Source organism: Nitrospirillum goiasense (genome assembly GCF_034427435.1).
In the GTDB taxonomy this organism is placed as follows: domain Bacteria; phylum Pseudomonadota; class Alphaproteobacteria; order Azospirillales; family Azospirillaceae; genus Nitrospirillum.
Genome location: NZ_JAXQNP010000002.1, coordinates 732060 through 748584, shown reverse-complemented (window position 1 = coordinate 748584; position 16525 = coordinate 732060). Strand labels below are relative to the sequence as shown.

The following is a 16525-nucleotide window of genomic DNA, read 5'->3' as shown; positions in this document are numbered from 1 at the left end:
GGCGGCTGATGGACAAAAGATGTCGCCAAACCTGGATTTCCAAAATAGAAAGGATTGAAAACTATCGTTGCAGGTTTGACGCGATGACCAAGGTGCCGGATTTCGAAGGCCTGGCCATGTTCGCCAAGGTGGCGGAGGAACGGTCCTACGCCGCCGCGGCCCGGGCCATGGGCGTGTCGGTCGCCACCGTGTCTCGCGGCGTCAGCCGGCTGGAGGACAGGCTGGGCGCCCGCCTGTTCAACCGCACCTCGCGCCGCCTGGCCCTGACCGATGTGGGCGCCGCCCTGGCCGCGCGGGCGTCCCAACTGTATGCCGAGGCCGAGGCGGTGGAGGATGCGGCGCGCGAGCTGTCCAGCCGCCCGCGCGGCACCGTCCGCCTGGCCGTGCCCATGAGCTTTGGCGTGCGCTGGGTGGCGCCGCTGCTGCCCGCCTTCCTGCGCGCCTATCCCGAGATCACCGTCGATCTGCACCTGAGCGACGCCGTGGTGGATTTGATCGGCGACGGGTTCGACGCCGCCCTGCGCATCGCCGTGTTGCCCGACAGTTCGCTGGTGGCGCGCCAGCTGTGCCCGATCGCCCGCCACATCGTGGCGGCGCCGGCCTACATTGCCCGCTATGGCCGGCCCCGGCATCCGGGCGAGCTGGCGGCCCATCACTGCCTGGGCTACGCCTACCGCGCCCGCCAGGACGTCTGGCGCTTGATCAACACCGAGGGGGTGGAGGTGGCTGTGACGCCCACCGGCCCCCTGCGCGTCACCAATTCGGAGGCGCTGCTGCCCACCGTGCTGGAGGGCCTGGCCATCGCCGAGTTGCCGGAGTTCCTGGCGGCGGAATACCTGGCCGACGGCCGGCTGGTGGATCTGCTGGACGGCTGGTCGCTGCCCCTGGGCGGGCTGTACCTGATGACCCCCACCACCCGCGCCCGCCCCGCCAAGGTGGAGGCCCTGGCCGATTTTTTCGTCGAAACCTTGTCCCGTCCCGCCTGGCGGTCGCCGCCGCGCCGATAGCTGCCGTCGCAAAGTCGCTCTACAGCCCAAGGCCATCCGGCATTAGGGTCGCGTCCCGAGAAGGACCGAGCCACCATGACGCCCCGCCTGTACCTGACCTTTCCCCTGCTGGCCGTGCTGATCTGGACGGGCAACAACCTGGTGACCAAGGCCTCGGCCGGCGCCATCCCGCCCAGCGTCATCGCCTTCGACCGCTGGTTCGTGGCCTTCGTGCTGCTGACGCCGTTCTGCCTGCGCGGCGCCTGGGCGCGGCGGGCCACGATCCGCCAGCACCTGCCCCAAATCGTCGTCCTGGGCCTGCTGGGCATGGCGCTGTACCAAGGGCTGGCCTATTACGCGGCGGCCAGCACCAGCGCCACCAACATCGGCATCTTCGTGGCCCTGGTGCCGCTTCTGACCCTGGCGATCAGCGCCGTATGGCTGCGGCAGAAGCATGGGCCCCTGGCCCTGGCGGGCGGCCTGGTGTCGCTGGCCGGCATCCTGTTCGTGCTGGGCCAGGGGGATTACGGCCGCCTGCTGTCGCACGGTGTGGGCCGGGGCGACGCCTTCATGCTGGGCGCCTGCGTCGCCTATGCCGCCTATGGCGTCTGCCTGAAGCGCTGGCCCCTGCCCTTGCCGGTATGGACCTCGCTTTACGCCCAGGTGGCGGCGGGCCTGGTCTTCCTGCTGCCGGGCTATCTGCTGGCGCCTGCGGCCCCAGCCACGCCGGCCACCATCGCCATGATCGCCTATGCCGGCATCCCGACATCCATCCTGGCGCCGGTGTTGTGGATGCAGGGGGTGAAGCACCTGGGGCCGGGCCGCACCGCCATCTTCATGAACCTGCTGCCCATCACCACCGCCGTGCTGGCGGCCCTGCTGCTGGGCGAGGTGCTGCACCCCTACCACCTGGTGGGCGGTGGCCTGGTGGTGCTGGGCATCGTGCTGGCCCAACGCCCGGCCCGCCCGCGGCCGCAACCCGCGGACCGGCCAGCCCTGAGGGCCCTCATCCGCCGGTATAGAGGCGAATGAGGGCGGAGATGTTCTCGGCGCCATGGCCGGCCTCCCGCGCGCGCTCCAGCACCGACAGGGTCGCGTCCGCCACGGGGGTGTCGGCCTTCAGCGCGTCCGCCGCCTGGGTGCCATAGCGGAAGTCCTTGGTCATCAGGTCGATGGGGAAACGCACGGCGAAGTCGCCGGCCTGCATCAGGCGGGCGTAGGTGGCCGCGGCGGGGCTGGCTACCGGCAGGGTGGTCAGGACATCCAGGGCGGCGGCGCCGTCGACGCCGGCCTTGCCCAGGAAGCCCAGCATCTCCGCCCAGGCGGCCAGCTGGATGCCCAGCAGGCCGTTGACCGCCAGCTTCATCACCGCCCCCCGGCCGACCGGGCCGACATGGTGGATGGCCGCCGCCAGGGGCGCCAGCGCCGGCCGCGCCGTCTCAAAGGTCGTGACCTCTCCGCCGGCCAGGATGATCAGCTTGCCATCCTGCGCCTGGGGCAGGGTGCCCACCACCGGCGCCTCCAGGAAGCCCGCCCCGGTGGCCGTGACCGCCGCCGCCAGCTGGGCGGCCCAGGCGGGGGAAAGGGTGCTGCACTCGATGGCGACGGCCTCCGGGTCCAGGCCCGCCAGGGCGCCGGTCTTGTCGTCCAGCCACACGGCACGGGAGGCCGTGTCGTCGGCCACCATGGCGATGACGAAATCCGCCCCGGCCGCCGCCGCGCGCGGGCTGGGGGCGACGGTGGCGCCCAGCGCCTTCAGGTCGGCCGTGGCGGCGGGGGAGCGGTTCCATACCGTGACGGCGTGCCCCGCCTTGACCAGGTTCGCGGCCATGCGGGCGCCCATGGCGCCCAGGCCCAGGAAAGCGACCTTGCTCATGTTTCCATGCTCCTTGACGGATGGCTCACCAGGGGACGGTGTTGCCCTGGTAATCCAGGTACTGCAGGCCGGGCTTCCCCGCCTGGGCCGTCACCACGTCCACCACGCGCGGAATGCTGTCCGACACGTCCAGGCTGGCGGCCGGCCCGCCCATGTCGGTGCGTACCCAGCCGGGCGCGATGACCAGCAGGGTGCGGCCATGGGCCGGCTGCCGCGCCGCGTAGGAACGCATGAGGGTGTTCAGCGCCGCCTTGCTGGCCCGGTACACCTCCCATCCCCCGCTGACGTTGTTGGCCACGCTGCCCAGGCCGGAGGACATGACGGCGATGGTGCCCTTGGGCGTCACCAGGTCGCCCAGCACCTCGACACAGCGCATGGGCGACAGGGCGTTGGTCACCTGCACCCGCACGAATTCCTCGGTCGACACCTGGCCGATGGTCTCCGCCGGGTCGTTGGTGACGCCGGCGTTGATGAACAGCACGTCGATACGGCTGCCCGCCAGGCGCTGGCGCAGGCTGGATATCTGGTCGGCATGGACGATGTCGACCAGCTCCACCGTCAGGCGGCCCTGGGCCTCGCCCGCCAATTCATGCAGGGGGCCGGGCTCGGTGCCGGGACGGACGGTGCCAATGACCTGCCAGCCCCGCGACAGATATTCCTGGACCAGGGCCAGACCCAAGCCACGGGAGGCGCCGACGATGAAGGCGGTGGGGGAAGCGGACATTCTGGGGGAACCCTTTCTGCTAGGGGCGTCGGCCGCCCCGGTTGGCGCCGGGATCGACCTGGAGGGACGGCAGACGCTTGATATGGGGCGGCCCCGGCAAAAGTCAGGGGCCGGTGCTCTACAACAGGGTCATGGCCAGCCTTGACCTTATTTTACCCGGGTATTATATCGAGGCCTAATATCACCCGGGTGAAATAGGATTACACCATGCAAGCCCAGGACAGGAAAGCGGCCATCGCCGACTACAAGAAGCGGGCGGACGAGCCTGGCATCTACGCGCTGCGCTGCGCCGCCCTGCCGGACACCGTGTGGGTGGGGCCCACGCCGACCCTGGACACCATCCAGAACCGGCTGTGGTTCAGCCTGCGCCACGGCGGCCACACCCACCGGGGCCTGCAAGCCGCCTGGAACGCCCACGGGGCCGACGCCTTCACCTTCGAGGTGCTGGAACGGCTGGAGCCGGAGGAAGGCGCCTACCTTGCCCGCGCCCAACTGAAGGACCGCGCCGCCCACTGGCGGGCGGCGCTGAAGGCGGAGGGGATTTGATCCTTTGACGTCTGATCGTGGCCGATCATAGGTCCCCTCAATCGCCGGGCGCCCTCCCTTTCCAGTCCGCTGACGCTCCCGAAAAGCTCCGGCGGCCCCGGTCGGGGCCGCGTCACTCCACCGGCTGATACAGGATCACGTCCTCGAACGCCGCCAGGGCTGGTTCCATCTCCGTGGCGATGGGGTTGTGGTGGGCCAGGACGCGGGCGGCGAAGCGGTTGGCCACCAGCATCTTGCGGTGGTCGCCCAGTTTCAGGTCGGCCACCGCCTCCTCGCACAAAAGGGCCGTGGCCAGGGTGTCGGACAACAGGTCCAGCAGGCGCCGGCCGTGGCGGGGCGCCTGGTCGGGGTTGCGGCGCAGGTGGGACAGGGCGGCCCGGCACTCCTCCAGCGCGCCTTCCAGCAGGTCGGCGGTGTCGCCCGCCTGGGGCGGCAGGTCGGACAGGGCCGCCCCCACGCGGCCCAGGAAGATCTGGTCGCCCGGCCGCTTGCCCGCCACCAGGCGCAACAGCTCCAGCGCCTGGATGTTGGCCGGCCCCTCCCACACGGCGGTCACCAGGCAATCGCGATAGAGCCGCGCGGTGGGGAATTCCTCGGTGTAGCCGTTGCCGCCCACCATCTCGACCGCCGTGCGGCAGGCTTTCACCGCCTGGTCGGCGGTCCGGTACTTGGCCAGCGCCGTCACCAGGCGCAGCCAGTCGCCGCCCAGGTCCGGGTCGCTGTCACCGGTCGCCAGGGCGTCGAAGGCGAACACCGACTCGAAGGACAGCGCCACCGCCGCCTCCAGTTCCATCTGCATGTCCAGCAGCTGGTCCCGCACCATGGGGTAGTGGACCACGGTCTGGCCAAAGGCGGGGCGATGCACCGACCAGCCCAGCGATTCGACGAAGGCCCGGCGCAGCAGGCCGGCGGAGGCGACGGCGTTGTGGATGCGGCTGTACTCCAGCGCGGCCATCATGACCTTCAGCCCCTCGCCCGGTCCCGCCACCTCGAAGGCGGTGGCGCCGTGGAGGTCCAGCTCCGCCGTGGCCAGGCCGCGCGTGCCCACCTTCTCCTTCAGGCGGCGGACGCTGTAGGCGTTCGGTTGGCCGTCCTCTAGATGGCTGGGCACCAGATAGCAGCCCAGGCCCCTTCCACCGCTTAACGGACCCTCGTTGGATGAGCCCTCCGGCCGGGCGGTGGCCAGGGCCAGGCCGGACCCGGCGTTGCTGGTGAACCATTTCAGGCCGTGCAGGGCCCAGCCGTCATCCGTCTTCACCGCCCGCGTGGTGGTGGCGCCCACATCCGATCCGCCGTGCAACTCCGTCGCCCAGGTGCCGCCGGACAGGGCCCGGCCGTCCATGCGGGTCAGGTCGGGCAGGAAGCGCTGGCGCAGATCGTCGGGCGCCACGGTGTTCAGCACATGCGCCACCGCCCCCGTCATGGTGACGGGGCAATGGATGGACACGTCCGCCTGGCTCAGCAGATAGCCCATGGTGAAGCAGGCCATGTGCCGGCCTGATGTGCCCTTCTGATAGGGCAGGCCGACGGCGCCCCGGGCATAGGCCTCGGCATGGCATTCGACATAGCGGGGGTTGAAGACGATGGGGGCGCCCTGGTGCCCGTTGGGGCCGTAAGGCTGGGGTGTGTGCTGGGGGTTGGCGTGGCGGTCGGTGTATTCCGCCTGCTCATCCAGCGGGCCGCCGGCCCAGGCCCCGAAATCGGCCAGCCTGTCCTCATGCCGCTGCAACTCCTCCGGCGCACGCCGCTCCAGCAGGCGCTGCAGGTTGATGTCGGCGATGTACAGGTTGGTGCCCCGGGCGGTGCGGGGAACCTCATCCGGCTCGATCATGGTGTTTCATCTCCCTCGTTGCGGGGAGTGTGCGCCAGGATCGGCGGCCCTGGAAACCTTTAAGGTTACCGGCTTCAGCCGCCGCCGGCCAGGCCGGGGAACAGGTTGCGCAGGCCGGTGGCGATGGTTTCCACCGCGACCGAGGCCAGCAGCAGGCCGAACAGGCGGCTCATGATGTTCAGGCCGATCTGGCCCAGGCGGTTGCCGATGGGGCCGGCCAGGCGCAGGGCGCCCCACAGCAGCAGGCAGACGAAGACGATGCAGCCGATGATCAGACCGCCGTGCATGGGGCCGTGACCCTTCTGCATCTGGATGATGACGGCGGTGATGGCGCCGGGGCCGGCCAGCAGGGGCAGGCCCAGGGGCACCACGCCGATGGCGGTGCGCTGCCCCGCCTCATTGGCCTCCCCTTCCGTCTGCTTCATGGCGGAGACGTTGGCGTTCAGCATGGACAGGGCGATCAGCAGCAGCACCAGGCCGCCGCCCACGCGGAAGCTGTCCAGGCTGGTGCCCAGCAGGCGCAGCACCAGGTCGCCCACCAGGGCCGAGACGATCAGCACGGTGGCCACGGTCAGCACCGCCTGGCGGGCGATCATGTTGCGCTCGCGCTGGCTGCGGCCCTCGGTCAAGCCCAGGAAGATGGGAATGGCGGCGAAGGGGGTCAGAATGGCGAACAGCGCGATGACGAACTTGCTGTATTCCTGCCACGACGCCACGAACGACGATAAATCCAAGGCCACCCCCACCACGCTGACCCCGCGCCCAGTCGCGGGAGTGTGGCAGAGTAGACGGGGCGGTCCCTCGGGCTCAATGGTTTGTAGGGCTTATTGATCGGTTGGCGTCAATCGCGCTGCTCGGCGCTCGCCCCACCATGTCCCCAGCCAAAGGCCAAGGACGACGACGGAACCGCCCAGAACCAGCCCGGCTGCGGTGATGCCGGTGCGGGAGAGGGGCAGGTGGGCCAACCACTGGGGCATGGACTGCCCCTCCACCTGCTTCAGGCCGACGGCCAGCAGGGCCAGTCCCATGGACAACAGGGCCAAGGCGGCCGCCCGGCTGTTGGAGATTATCCTAATACGCTGATAGGCGGCGCTACGCTTGACCGCCGCCATCTGCTCCCGTGGGGTCCCTGTCTGTCCGCGATACAGCGCCTGGACCTCATCCAGGAAGAACAGATAGTTGATGGCTTTGCGCAGCATGCGGTTTCTTCCGTCGTTGAAAGACGATCACGAACGGTACGGTGACCGGGCGGTGGCGCGCAACCGGTCAGCGAAAGAATGCCGCCACGATGTCCAGCGCCGTGTCCACGGCCGCCGCATCCACGTCCAGGTGGGTCACCCAGCGCTGCAGGCCGTAGGTGCTGGTGACGGCGATGCCGTGGGCCTTCAGGTGGGCGTTGAAGGCGTCGGCCACGTCGGGCGCCACGGCCACGAACAGGATGTTGGTGTCGGGTGGGGTCACGGTCAGGGCGGGGAGGGCGGACAGGCCCTCGGCCAGGCGCCGGGCGTTGGCATGGTCGTCGGCCAGCCGCGCCACGTTGTGCTCCAGGGCGTACAGGCCCGCAGCCGCCAGGATGCCCACCTGGCGCAGGCCACCGCCCAACATCTTGCGGATGCGCCGGGCGCGCTGGATCAGGTCGGTCCCGCCCACCAACACGCTGCCCACTGGGGCGCCCAGGCCCTTGGACAGGCAGACGGACACGGTGTCGAAGCCCACCGCCACCTCCGCCGCCGGCACGCCCAGGGATGTCGCGGCGTTGAACACCCGAGCGCCGTCCAGGTGGGTGGCCAGGCCGTGGCGCCGGGCCAGGTCGACGGCGTCCCTCATGTAGGACAGGGGCAGGGCGCGGCCGCCCAGCGTGTTCTCCAGCGCCAGCAGGCGGGTGCGGGCGAAGTGCGGGTCGTCCGGCTTGATGGCGGCCTGGATGTCGGCCAGCGCCAGGGTGCCGTCGGCCTGGTGGGCGATGGGTTGCGGCTGGATGCTGCCCAGCACGGCGGCCCCGCCCGCCTCCCAGCGATAGCAATGGGCCATCTGGCCCACGATGTATTCGTCGCCCCGGCCGCAGTGCGCCATCAGCGCCGCCAGGTTGGACTGCGTGCCCGAGGGCAGGAATAGGCCTGCCGCCTTGCCCAGCAGTTCCGCCGTCCGCTCCTCCAGCCGCTTCACCGTCGGGTCGTCGCCAAACACATCGTCCCCCACCTCCGCATCCGCCATGGCTTGGCGCATGGCGGGGCCGGGCCGGGTGACGGTGTCGCTGCGGAAGTCGTGGCGGATCATGGGGCAGGGGTCCTTTGAGGCGAAGGCGGCACGTCAAAACAGGCGCTGCAGAAGCAAGTCCATCCGCTGATGCAGGATACGCAGTATGTCGGTCAAGCCAGCTTCGCTGCGATAAACGATCAGATGCTTTTCGACGGCCAGGATGCGGCAGCCTTCAGCCAAATCATCCCGCCTTCGGCTACCGGGGAGGAGGGGATTGTCGCCTAGTTTGCGAAAGGCCTTCGTCAGATGCCCGGTATAGGCCAGCGCCTGGGCTTCGCCCCACTGATCGGCGGTATACGCCGCGATGGACTCGAGGTCGGCTTCCGCCAATTCGGTGAGGCGGAAGGGCATGGATCAGCTGGGTCGGGATTGGCGTGCCCGGGCAATGCCACGGGAAATGATCTCTTCCACGCTGCGGGTGGAGAAAAGACCTGCATCCGCTTGGCGGACGCCTTCCTGCACGGCGGCGCGAAATGCTTCCATTTCCAGCTGCTCCAGACGCGCGGCCAAAGCGGCATCGAGGACCGTATCAATGTCCTGGCCGGTTAGCGCCTGCAGGCGGGCCAACCGTTCGGCGGTGCTGTCCTGGATGTCGATGCGCTGCGTCATGCTGAATTATATGCGGGCGGGAACGGCTTTTGTCCATTCCCGCCCGTGACAGGCTGCTTACTTGATCCCGTCGCCCAGCGCCTGGTCGATCAGGGCCTTGGTCTCGGCCACGCCGTAGAGGGCGATGAAGCTGCCCATGCGGGGGCCGGTGCTCTGGCCCAGCAACACCTCATAGAGGGTCAGGAACCAGGCGCGCAACTCGGGGAAGGGGTGGCGCTTGCCGATCTCATAAACCTCGTTCTGCAAGGCCTCGGCATTGGTCAACTGATCGGCCGGCCATTGGGCCAGGGATGCCCGCAGTTCCTCCAGCGCCGCCCGCTCCACATCTGTGGGGGCGCGGTAGACCTTGGTGGGCTTCACGCGGTCCTGGTAGTAGGCGACGGCGTAGCCGACCAGCCGGTCCAGGAAGGGCGAGTTGGCCGGGGTGGCGGCCGGGGCGTAGCGGCTGATGAAGCCCCACATCACGTCCGCGTTCTCGGCGTTGGCGGCACCCGCCAGGTTCAAGAGGATGCCGAACGACAGGTTGGTCTTCAGCTGGTCGGCGGCGGTCGCCCACGCTGGCACCTGGCCGTTGTGGATGTGCCAGGCCGGGTTCTCCAGCGCCTTGGCCGGCTCCTCAGCCTTCAGCTTGTCGACGAAGGTCAGGTAATCGTCCACGGCGCGCGGGATGACGTCGAAGAACAGCTTCTTGGCCGCCCGCGGCTTCTGGAACATGTAGAGGGCCAGGCTTTCCGGCGGGGCGTAGCGCAGCCACTCCTCCATCGTCAGGCCGTTGCCCTTGGACTTGCTGATCTTCTGGCCCTTGTCGTCCAGGAACAGCTCGTAATTGAAGCCTTCCGGCGGCTGGGCGCCCAGGATGCGGCAGATCTTGCTGGCCAGCTCGACGGAGGGGATCAGGTCCTTGCCCGCCATCTCATAGTCCACGCCCAGGGCGAACCAGCGCATGCCCCAGTCGGGCTTCCACTGCAGCTTCACATGGCCGCCGGTGACCGGGGTCTCGACCTTCCGGCCGTCCTCATCCTGGAACACAACGGTGCCGGCGTCCGGGTTGATCTCCAGCATCGGCACCTGCAGCACGCGGCCGGTGCTGGGGCTGATGGGCAGGAAGGGGCTGTAGGTCGCCCGGCGCTCTTCGCCCAGGGTCGGCAGCATCACGCCCATGATCTCATCATAGTGGCGCAGCACGGCCAGCAGGGCGTGATCGAACCGGCCGGAGGTGTACCAGTCGGTGCTGCTCTGGAACTCGTACTCGAAGCCATAGCTGTCGAGGAAGGCGCGCAGGCGGGCGTTGTTATGGTGGCCGAAGCTCTCATGCGTGCCGAACGGGTCCGGCACCTTGGTCAGCGGCTTGCCCAAATGCTCGGCCACCATCTCGCGGTTCGGGATGTTGTCCGGCACCTTGCGCAGGCCGTCCATGTCGTCGGAGAAGGCGAACAGGCGGGTGGGTACGCCGGGCGCCAGGCGCTGGAAGGCCTGGCGCACCATGGTGGTGCGGGCCACCTCGCCAAAGGTGCCGATGTGCGGCAGGCCCGAGGGGCCATAGCCGGTCTCGAACAGGACGTAGCCTTTGGGCGGGGCCTTGTCGCCGTAGCGCGCGACCAGTTTGCGCGCCTCCTCAAACGGCCAAGCCTTCGCCTCGCGTGCCAGTTCCTGTTCCGTCGCCATCGCGGTCACTCACGTCAATTCGGATGTGGAAAATCCCGCCCGGCCTTGCGGATGCCGAATCGGGGCTCGGCACCCTAGGCGGGAGCGGGGGAGCGGTCAATCCGGGGTCTAGGCGGCCCCGCCCTGCGCCACCGGTTCGCCTTCGCCATTTTCTTGCTCCTGGGGATCGTAAACCCAGCGCCGGCGCGTCTCGGCCAGGGTGCCGGTGGCGATGCCCTCGCGCACGTCGCGCAGCAGCCGGTTCATGGTGGCGACGTTGTGGATGGACAGCAGCTGCATGGCCAGCAGCTCACCCGCCTTCAGCAGGTGGTGGATGTAGGCGCGGCTGAAGTTGCTGCAGGCGTAGCAGTCGCAGGCCGGGTCGATGGGGTTGGGATCCTCGCGGAAGCGGGAGTTGCGCATGTTCAGCCGCTCCCCCTTCGCCTTGGGCGCCAGGGCCCAGCCGTGGCGTGCGATTCGGGTGGGGCTGACGCAGTCGAAGGTGTCGATGCCCTGGACCACGCCGGCGAAGATGTCGCGGATGCCGCCGATGCCCAGCAGGTGCACCGGCCGGTCGGGATGGGTGTGGGGCATGGTCATGGCCACCACCTCATCCATCTGCGCCGTGTTGGCGCCCAGGCTGCCGCCCACGGCCGTGCCGAAGAAGGGGCGGTCCTTGGTGTAGGTGGCGCTTTCCTTGCGCAGATCCTCGTACACCCCGCCCTGGATGATGCCGTAGAGGGCCTGGGGCAGGCCGTTGTAGCTCAGGCCCCCGCCCTTCGCGAATTCCTTCAAGGACCGGTCGCCCCAGCGGTGGCTCAGCGCCATCGACTTGGCGGTGTAGGCGCGGTCGACATGGAAGGGCGTGCATTCGTCGAACTGCACGATCAGGTCGGCGCCCAGCTTGCGCTGGATGTCGATGGACAGTTCGGGCGACAGGAACAGCTTCTCGCCGTTCATGTAGCTGCGGAAGGTGGCGCCCTTCTCCGTGATCTTCAGCAGGGTGGTGTCGCGCGTCTGGGTGCGGCGGCCCTTGATCTCATCCGCCACCGAGCCGTGGCCCATGGAGAAGATCTGGAAGCCGCCCGAGTCGGTCAGCATGGGACCGTCCCAACCCATGAAGCGGTGCAGGCCGCCCATCTTGGCGACGATGTCGGCGCCCGGCTGGATCATCAGGTGATAGGTGTTGGACAGGATGATGTCCGTCTTCTCCGCCCGCATCTGCGCCGGGGTGACGCCTTTGATCGACGCCTTGGTGCCGCAGAAGATGAAATTGGGGGTGGAGATGGTGCCGTGCGGCGTCGACAGCCGGCCCAGGCGCGCCCGGCTGTCGGGTGCCTTGTGGGTGATCTCGAACGAGAACCCGGGGTAGGAGGTCGGCAGATCGGACATGGGGGCGGACTCTGAAACGAAGGGAAAGACGGGGTCAGACGCGGGTTTTACCCAAGTGGGGGGCCAGATGCGGTGCGAGGGCCCGGCGCGACAGGTACATGAAGGGGGTGTCCAGCAGGCTGGCCGCCACCCGCATGAGATAGGTGCCCAGGATGTAGGTGAACACCAGGGCGTGCCAGTCCACCGGCGTCTCAGCGAAGACGCGCCAGGCCAGCAGGCTGAAGACGGTGTTGTCGATCAGTGCCGACACCATGGTGGAGCCGTTGTTACGCAGCCACAGGTGCCGCTGCCCCGTCGCTCCCCGGATCTTCTGATAGATCCAGACGTCGCACAGCTGGCTGGCCAGGTAGGAGGCCATGCCCGACAGGAACAGGGCCGGGGCCGGCAGGAACAGGGCCGACAGGTGGTCTTGCGTCGACAGCGCCCAGGCCATGTCCTTCCCCGCCTGCTCCGCCGTCATGGGGCGGAAACCCAGGGTGATCAGCATCATCAGCGTGAACAGCAGATAGCCCGCGAAGCTGAGATAGATGCCGCGCCGCGCCGCCTCCCGCCCGTAATGCTCGGTCAGGATGTCGGTGGCGAGATAGGTCGAGCTGAACAGGATCGTGCCCATGGCCACGGGGTGTTCGTAGAAGGGGAATTGAACCGCCTTCAACACCTCGACGTTGGCGCCAATGATGGCGACGATGATGTAGATATAGAGGCCGGACTGTCCGAACAGCCGGGCGAGCGCCAAAATGGCGCTGAAACAGAACAGCATCTGACCCACCAGCAACAAGGCTGGCGGCAGGCCGTTCAGGAAGTCGACGAGAGCGGCAGGCGAGAGCGTCATGGATGTGAGGCCCCAGCCCGCGGGCAAGGCGATCGTCACGCGCGAATGCCGATGAACCGCAGGCGGGCCTGCCGGTGGGCATTCGTCACAAGGATCGGGGCGGCACCCGGCGGGGCCGCCCCATTCCCGGAAGGCGTGCGATGCTTAGGCGGCGGCCTTGGTGGCCAGGACCTTGGCGATGCGGCGCTTCACGCGGCGCGCATCCAGCGACAGCTCGCTGTCCTTCATGTCCAGCAGGGCGCTGTCCAGGCCGCCCTTGTGCTCGATCGTGCGGATGCCCTTGGTGGACAGGCGCAGACGGACCATGGTGCCCAGCGCGTCGCTCAGCAGCGAGGTCTCCTGGAGGTTGGGCAGGAAACGCCGACGGGTCTTGTTGTTGGCATGGCTAACGTTGTTGCCGAACTGCAGACCTTTGCCGGTCACATCGCACTTGCGGGCCATTGGAGCACCTTCACGGAATAACAAGAATGACAACCCCGGGCGCACACCGCTCCGGAGGGAAGCGGCGATATAACCGAAGGGGCGGCGGAGAGTCAAGGGCACCCCTGGAAAAACCAGGGGCCAGTCGTCGGCATCCCTGCCATGGCCTGACGGAGAATCAGGCTAGAACAGGTGCTGGCGACCATGGGGCGCTACGGATGACCAGTTGATGGCCCGGAGTCAAGGCCACGCCGTTTTTTCTTGAGCGACGGGCGGGGCCTATTCATCGGAAAGGTTTCCCAGTGCCGGAGACATCCAGGCGCGACGGTTCCTTTTTCTCGCGCCTTACGCCTCACGCCGAAACCGGGCCAGCAGGTCGCGCGCGGCCATGGCCGGGGTCCGGGTTCCGGCCGTCACCGCCAATTCGGCCTCGGGCAAGTGGCCGCGCACGGCGGGGTCCCCGGTGAAGGCGGCCAACAGGTTTTCGCGAATCTCGTTCCACATCCAGGCGCGGGCCTGCTCGGCGCGGCGGCCGTCCAGCCTGCCGCTGGCGGCTTGGGCGTCGCGGAACCGGACGATGGTGTCCCACACCCCGTCCACCCCCTGGTTGGTGAGGGCGGAGCAGCTCAGCACCGGCACGGTCCAGTCGGGCACCGCCGGGCGCAGCAGGGCCAGGGCATGGCGGTATTCGGCCACCGCGTGGCGGGCCTGGGCCACCAGGTCGCCGTCCGCCTTGTTCACCACCACCAGGTCGGCCAGTTCCACGATGCCCTTCTTCAGGCCCTGCAACTCATCCCCGCCCGCCGGCAGCAGCAGCAGCAGGAACAGGTCCACCATGTCGGCCACCGCCGTCTCCGACTGGCCCACGCCCACCGTCTCCACCACGATGACGTCGAAGCCGGCGGCCTCGCACAACAGCATGGCCTCGCGCGTGCGCCGGGCGACGCCGCCCAGGGTGCTGCCGGCGGGAGAGGGGCGGATGAAGGCCGCCGGGTCGCGCGACAGCTGTTCCATGCGGGTCTTGTCGCCCAGGATGGACCCGCCGGTGCGCTGGCTGGAGGGGTCGATGGCCAGCACGGCGACCTTGTGCCCGCGGCCGATGACGTGCAGGCCGAAGGCCTCGATGAAGGTGGACTTGCCCACGCCCGGCACGCCGGTGATGCCCACCCGCACCGATCGCCCGGCATGGGGCAGCAGGCGGGCCAGCAGGGCGTCGGCCTGGGCGCGGTGATCGGCCCGGGTCGATTCGATCAGGGTGATGGCCCGCGCCAAGGCCCGCCGATCCCCCGCCAGCAACGGTTCCGCCAGGCCGGTGGGGTCAGATCCTAAACCAGCGGGCGACTCGGAGGGCAGATGGGTATCGGCGTTCATAGGCGGCCTCGGGGAAACGTCCTCAGTCGCTCCATATCCCAGAAATTTGGTCCGGGCGAATGCTGATGTCAAAAGCGGCCTGTCGACGTGTCTCGTCAGGCGATGACGTGCTTCGACGGTGCGACGTTGGCGGGTTCGTTCACCGGGTCCGCCGTCTGCTGCCGCGCCCACAGCTCGGCATAGGCGCCGCCCAGGGCCAGCAGATCAGCGTGGCGGCCGCGTTCGCGCACCCGGCCTTCCTCCAGCACGATGATCTCGTCCGCCTCCACCACCGTGGATAGGCGGTGGGCGATGACCAGGGTGGTGCGGCCGCGGCTGACCTCGCGCAGGTTGCGCTGGATTTCGCGTTCGGTATGGGTGTCGAGGGCGCTGGTCGCCTCATCGAACATCAGGATGGGCGGGTCTTTCAGGATGGTGCGGGCGATGGCCACGCGCTGCTTCTCGCCGCCCGACAGTTTCAGGCCGCGTTCGCCCACCATGGTTTCCCAGCCGTCGGGCAACCCCGCGATGAAGCCGTCGATGTGGGCCAGGACGGCCGCGTGCTCCACCTCCGCCTGGCCGGCGCTGGTGCGGCCATAGGCGACGTTGTAGCGGATGGTGTCGTTGAACAGCACCGTGTCCTGCGGGACGATGCCGATGGCGGCGCGCAGGCTGGCCTGGGTGACCTGGGATATGTCCTGCCCGTCGATCAGGATGCGGCCGCCGTTGGCGTCGTAGAAGCGGAACAGCAGCCGCGATAGGGTGGACTTGCCGGCGCCGCTGGGGCCGACGATGGCCACGGTGCGCCCGGCGGGCACGGTAAAGCTGACGCCCTTCAGGATGGGCCGGCGCGGGTCATAGCCGAAGGACACGTCCTCGAACCGCACCTCGCCGCCGCTGACGGCCAGGGGCCGGGCGCCGGGTGCGTCCGCCACCTCGCGGTCCACGGCCAGCAGGACGAACATCTTCTCCATGTCGATCAGGGCTTCCTTCACCCCGCGATAAACGAAGCCGAAAATGTTCAGCGGCTGATACAGTTGCAGCAGGTAGGTGTTGACCAGCACGAAATCGCCCAGGGTCAGGGTGCCGGTCTGGATGCCGCTGGCCGCCATCCACATGACGGCCACCAGGCCCGAGGCGATGATGAAGCTCTGCCCGACGTTCAGCACCGACAGCGAGGTCTGGGTGCGCACCGCCGCCTGCTCATAGACCTTCAGCGCGCGGTCGTAGCGCTGGGCCTCATGCTCCTCATTGCCGAAATACTTCACGGTCTCGTAGTTCAGCAGGGTGTCGATGGCGCGGGCGCTGGCCTTGGTGTCGCTGTCCACCATCTGGCGGCGGATGCGGGTGCGCCAGTTGGAGACGATGACGGTGAAGGCGATGTAGCCCGCCACCGCCGTGAAGGTGACCAGGGCGAACCAGATATTGAACAGCCGCCACAGGATGCCGGTGACCAGCAGGATCTCCAGCACCGTGGGCAGGATGTTGAACAGGGCGGTGGACAGCAGGGTCTCGATGGCCTTGGTGCCCCGCTCGATGGAGCGGGACAGGCCGCCCGTCTGCCGTTCCAGGTGGAAGCGCAGCGACAGGCCGTGCAGATGGCGGAACACGGTCAGCGCCGCCTTGCGCATGGCGCGCTGCGCCACCCGCTCGAACACGCTGTCGCGCAATTCGCCAAAGGCCAGCGACAGCACGCGGGCCAAGCCATAGGACAGGATGGCCAGCACCGGCACCACGGCGGCGTTGGCCTTGATGCCTTCGCCCAACTGGTCCACCGCGTGCTTGTAGAACACCGGGATGGTGACGCTGGCCGCCTTGGCGCCCAGCAGCAGCAGCATGGAGATGATCACCCGGCCGCGCGTGCCCCAGTCACCCGCCGGCCAGATATAGGGCAGCAGCGTGGCCAGCGCCTTGGCCTCCCCCATCTGGGGGCGGGTGGGGCGGGGCTCCGGCGTGCCGGGGGCGGGGGTTCCGGGTGCGGGATTCGCGGTCGGGGCGGTGGCGGTTGTCTGGGGCATCAGGTCTAGATGGGGCGGTGGGGCGGACTGCGACAGGG

17 protein-coding genes are annotated in these 16525 nt (G+C 68.7%); 3 read left to right on the top strand and 14 right to left on the bottom strand.

The window, feature by feature from the left end:
• Positions 1–83 precede the first annotated feature (83 nt).
• The gene (locus tag ULB03_RS05800; RefSeq protein ID WP_322482304.1) at positions 84–1007 is read left to right on the top strand and encodes a LysR family transcriptional regulator; all 924 of its coding nucleotides are present in this window, start codon (positions 84–86) and stop codon (positions 1005–1007) included.
• 75 nt (positions 1008–1082) lie between these two features.
• Positions 1083–2018 carry a DMT family transporter gene (locus ULB03_RS05795; protein ID WP_322482303.1) on the top strand — a complete coding sequence of 312 codons (936 nt, stop codon included), beginning with the start codon at positions 1083–1085 and terminating at the stop codon, positions 2016–2018.
• Here the strand turns inward: ULB03_RS05795 and ULB03_RS05790 are convergent.
• Together ULB03_RS05790 and ULB03_RS05785 are read right to left on the bottom strand one after the other, a co-directional pair.
• Positions 1993–2862, bottom strand: coding sequence for an NAD(P)-dependent oxidoreductase (locus ULB03_RS05790; protein WP_322482302.1), 870 nt, complete (start codon positions 2860–2862; stop codon positions 1993–1995). The genes ULB03_RS05795 and ULB03_RS05790 overlap by 26 nt on opposite strands.
• 25 nt (positions 2863–2887) lie before the next feature.
• Complete coding sequence (locus tag ULB03_RS05785; protein WP_322482301.1) at positions 2888–3586, bottom strand: SDR family NAD(P)-dependent oxidoreductase; 699 nt, start codon at positions 3584–3586, stop codon at positions 2888–2890.
• Positions 3587–3793: 207 nt separating this feature from the next.
• Here ULB03_RS05785 and ULB03_RS05780 point away from each other — a divergent pair, with 207 nt between their 5' ends.
• Complete coding sequence (locus ULB03_RS05780) at positions 3794–4132, top strand: GIY-YIG nuclease family protein (RefSeq protein WP_322482300.1); 339 nt, start codon at positions 3794–3796, stop codon at positions 4130–4132.
• A 112-nt stretch (positions 4133–4244) separates the two neighbouring features.
• Here ULB03_RS05780 and ULB03_RS05775 read toward each other — a convergent pair whose 3' ends face one another.
• The 12 genes from ULB03_RS05775 to ULB03_RS05720 all read right to left on the bottom strand — a co-directional run bounded on the left by ULB03_RS05775 (position 4245) and on the right by ULB03_RS05720 (position 16487).
• A complete protein-coding gene (locus tag ULB03_RS05775; RefSeq protein WP_322482299.1) occupies positions 4245–5963 on the bottom strand; it encodes an acyl-CoA dehydrogenase family protein in 1719 nt (572 codons plus the stop codon).
• Between the two features lie 74 nt (positions 5964–6037).
• A complete protein-coding gene (locus ULB03_RS05770; protein WP_322482298.1) occupies positions 6038–6697 on the bottom strand; it encodes a MarC family protein in 660 nt (219 codons plus the stop codon).
• Positions 6698–6787: 90 nt separating this feature from the next.
• Positions 6788–7162 carry a hypothetical protein gene (locus tag ULB03_RS05765; protein ID WP_322482297.1) on the bottom strand — a complete coding sequence of 125 codons (375 nt, stop codon included), beginning with the start codon at positions 7160–7162 and terminating at the stop codon, positions 6788–6790.
• Positions 7163–7229: 67 nt separating this feature from the next.
• Complete coding sequence (ltaE, locus tag ULB03_RS05760) at positions 7230–8240, bottom strand: low-specificity L-threonine aldolase (RefSeq protein WP_322482296.1); 1011 nt, start codon at positions 8238–8240, stop codon at positions 7230–7232.
• Positions 8241–8273: 33 nt separating this feature from the next.
• A complete protein-coding gene (locus ULB03_RS05755; RefSeq protein WP_322482295.1) occupies positions 8274–8573 on the bottom strand; it encodes a type II toxin-antitoxin system RelE/ParE family toxin in 300 nt (99 codons plus the stop codon).
• Positions 8574–8576: 3 nt separating this feature from the next.
• A complete protein-coding gene (locus tag ULB03_RS05750) occupies positions 8577–8831 on the bottom strand; it encodes a hypothetical protein (protein WP_186457227.1) in 255 nt (84 codons plus the stop codon).
• 57 nt (positions 8832–8888) lie between these two features.
• Positions 8889–10496, bottom strand: a complete 1608-nt coding sequence (locus ULB03_RS05745; protein ID WP_322482294.1) for a lysine--tRNA ligase — start codon at positions 10494–10496, stop codon at positions 8889–8891.
• A gap of 108 nt (positions 10497–10604) precedes the next feature.
• Complete coding sequence (gene tgt, locus ULB03_RS05740; protein WP_322482293.1) at positions 10605–11867, bottom strand: tRNA guanosine(34) transglycosylase Tgt; 1263 nt, start codon at positions 11865–11867, stop codon at positions 10605–10607.
• Positions 11868–11901: 34 nt separating this feature from the next.
• Complete coding sequence (locus tag ULB03_RS05735) at positions 11902–12699, bottom strand: queuosine precursor transporter (RefSeq protein ID WP_322482292.1); 798 nt, start codon at positions 12697–12699, stop codon at positions 11902–11904.
• Positions 12700–12843: 144 nt separating this feature from the next.
• Entirely contained in the window at positions 12844–13140 is a 297-nt protein-coding gene (gene rpmB / locus ULB03_RS05730) for a 50S ribosomal protein L28 (RefSeq protein ID WP_322482291.1), read from the bottom strand.
• A gap of 324 nt (positions 13141–13464) precedes the next feature.
• Positions 13465–14490, bottom strand: coding sequence for a methylmalonyl Co-A mutase-associated GTPase MeaB (gene meaB, locus ULB03_RS05725; RefSeq protein WP_322482290.1), 1026 nt, complete (start codon positions 14488–14490; stop codon positions 13465–13467).
• 95 nt (positions 14491–14585) lie between these two features.
• The gene (locus ULB03_RS05720) at positions 14586–16487 is read right to left on the bottom strand and encodes an ABCB family ABC transporter ATP-binding protein/permease (protein WP_416211043.1); all 1902 of its coding nucleotides are present in this window, start codon (positions 16485–16487) and stop codon (positions 14586–14588) included.
• Positions 16488–16525 lie beyond the last annotated feature (38 nt).

Bases quoted from the DNA above. Each gene is read 5' to 3' on its own strand.
- ULB03_RS05755 (WP_322482295.1), bottom strand. From the start codon at position 8,573: ATGCCCTTCCGCCTCACCGAATTGGCGGAAGCCGACCTCGAGTCCATC.
- rpmB (WP_322482291.1), bottom strand. From the start codon at position 13,140: ATGGCCCGCAAGTGCGATGTGACCGGCAAAGGTCTGCAGTTCGGCAAC.
- ULB03_RS05765 (WP_322482297.1), bottom strand. From the start codon at position 7,162: ATGCTGCGCAAAGCCATCAACTATCTGTTCTTCCTGGATGAGGTCCAG.
- meaB (WP_322482290.1), bottom strand. From the start codon at position 14,490: ATGAACGCCGATACCCATCTGCCCTCCGAGTCGCCCGCTGGTTTAGGA.
- ULB03_RS05745 (WP_322482294.1), bottom strand. From the start codon at position 10,496: ATGGCGACGGAACAGGAACTGGCACGCGAGGCGAAGGCTTGGCCGTTT.
- ltaE (WP_322482296.1), bottom strand. From the start codon at position 8,240: ATGATCCGCCACGACTTCCGCAGCGACACCGTCACCCGGCCCGGCCCC.
- ULB03_RS05785 (WP_322482301.1), bottom strand. From the start codon at position 3,586: ATGTCCGCTTCCCCCACCGCCTTCATCGTCGGCGCCTCCCGTGGCTTG.
- ULB03_RS05790 (WP_322482302.1), bottom strand. From the start codon at position 2,862: ATGAGCAAGGTCGCTTTCCTGGGCCTGGGCGCCATGGGCGCCCGCATG.
- tgt (WP_322482293.1), bottom strand. From the start codon at position 11,867: ATGTCCGATCTGCCGACCTCCTACCCCGGGTTCTCGTTCGAGATCACC.
- ULB03_RS05750 (WP_186457227.1), bottom strand. From the start codon at position 8,831: ATGACGCAGCGCATCGACATCCAGGACAGCACCGCCGAACGGTTGGCC.
- ULB03_RS05735 (WP_322482292.1), bottom strand. From the start codon at position 12,699: ATGACGCTCTCGCCTGCCGCTCTCGTCGACTTCCTGAACGGCCTGCCG.
- ULB03_RS05775 (WP_322482299.1), bottom strand. From the start codon at position 5,963: ATGATCGAGCCGGATGAGGTTCCCCGCACCGCCCGGGGCACCAACCTG.
- ULB03_RS05720 (WP_416211043.1), bottom strand. From the start codon at position 16,487: ATGCCCCAGACAACCGCCACCGCCCCGACCGCGAATCCCGCACCCGGA.
- ULB03_RS05780 (WP_322482300.1), top strand. From the start codon at position 3,794: ATGCAAGCCCAGGACAGGAAAGCGGCCATCGCCGACTACAAGAAGCGG.
- ULB03_RS05795 (WP_322482303.1), top strand. From the start codon at position 1,083: ATGACGCCCCGCCTGTACCTGACCTTTCCCCTGCTGGCCGTGCTGATC.
- ULB03_RS05800 (WP_322482304.1), top strand. From the start codon at position 84: ATGACCAAGGTGCCGGATTTCGAAGGCCTGGCCATGTTCGCCAAGGTG.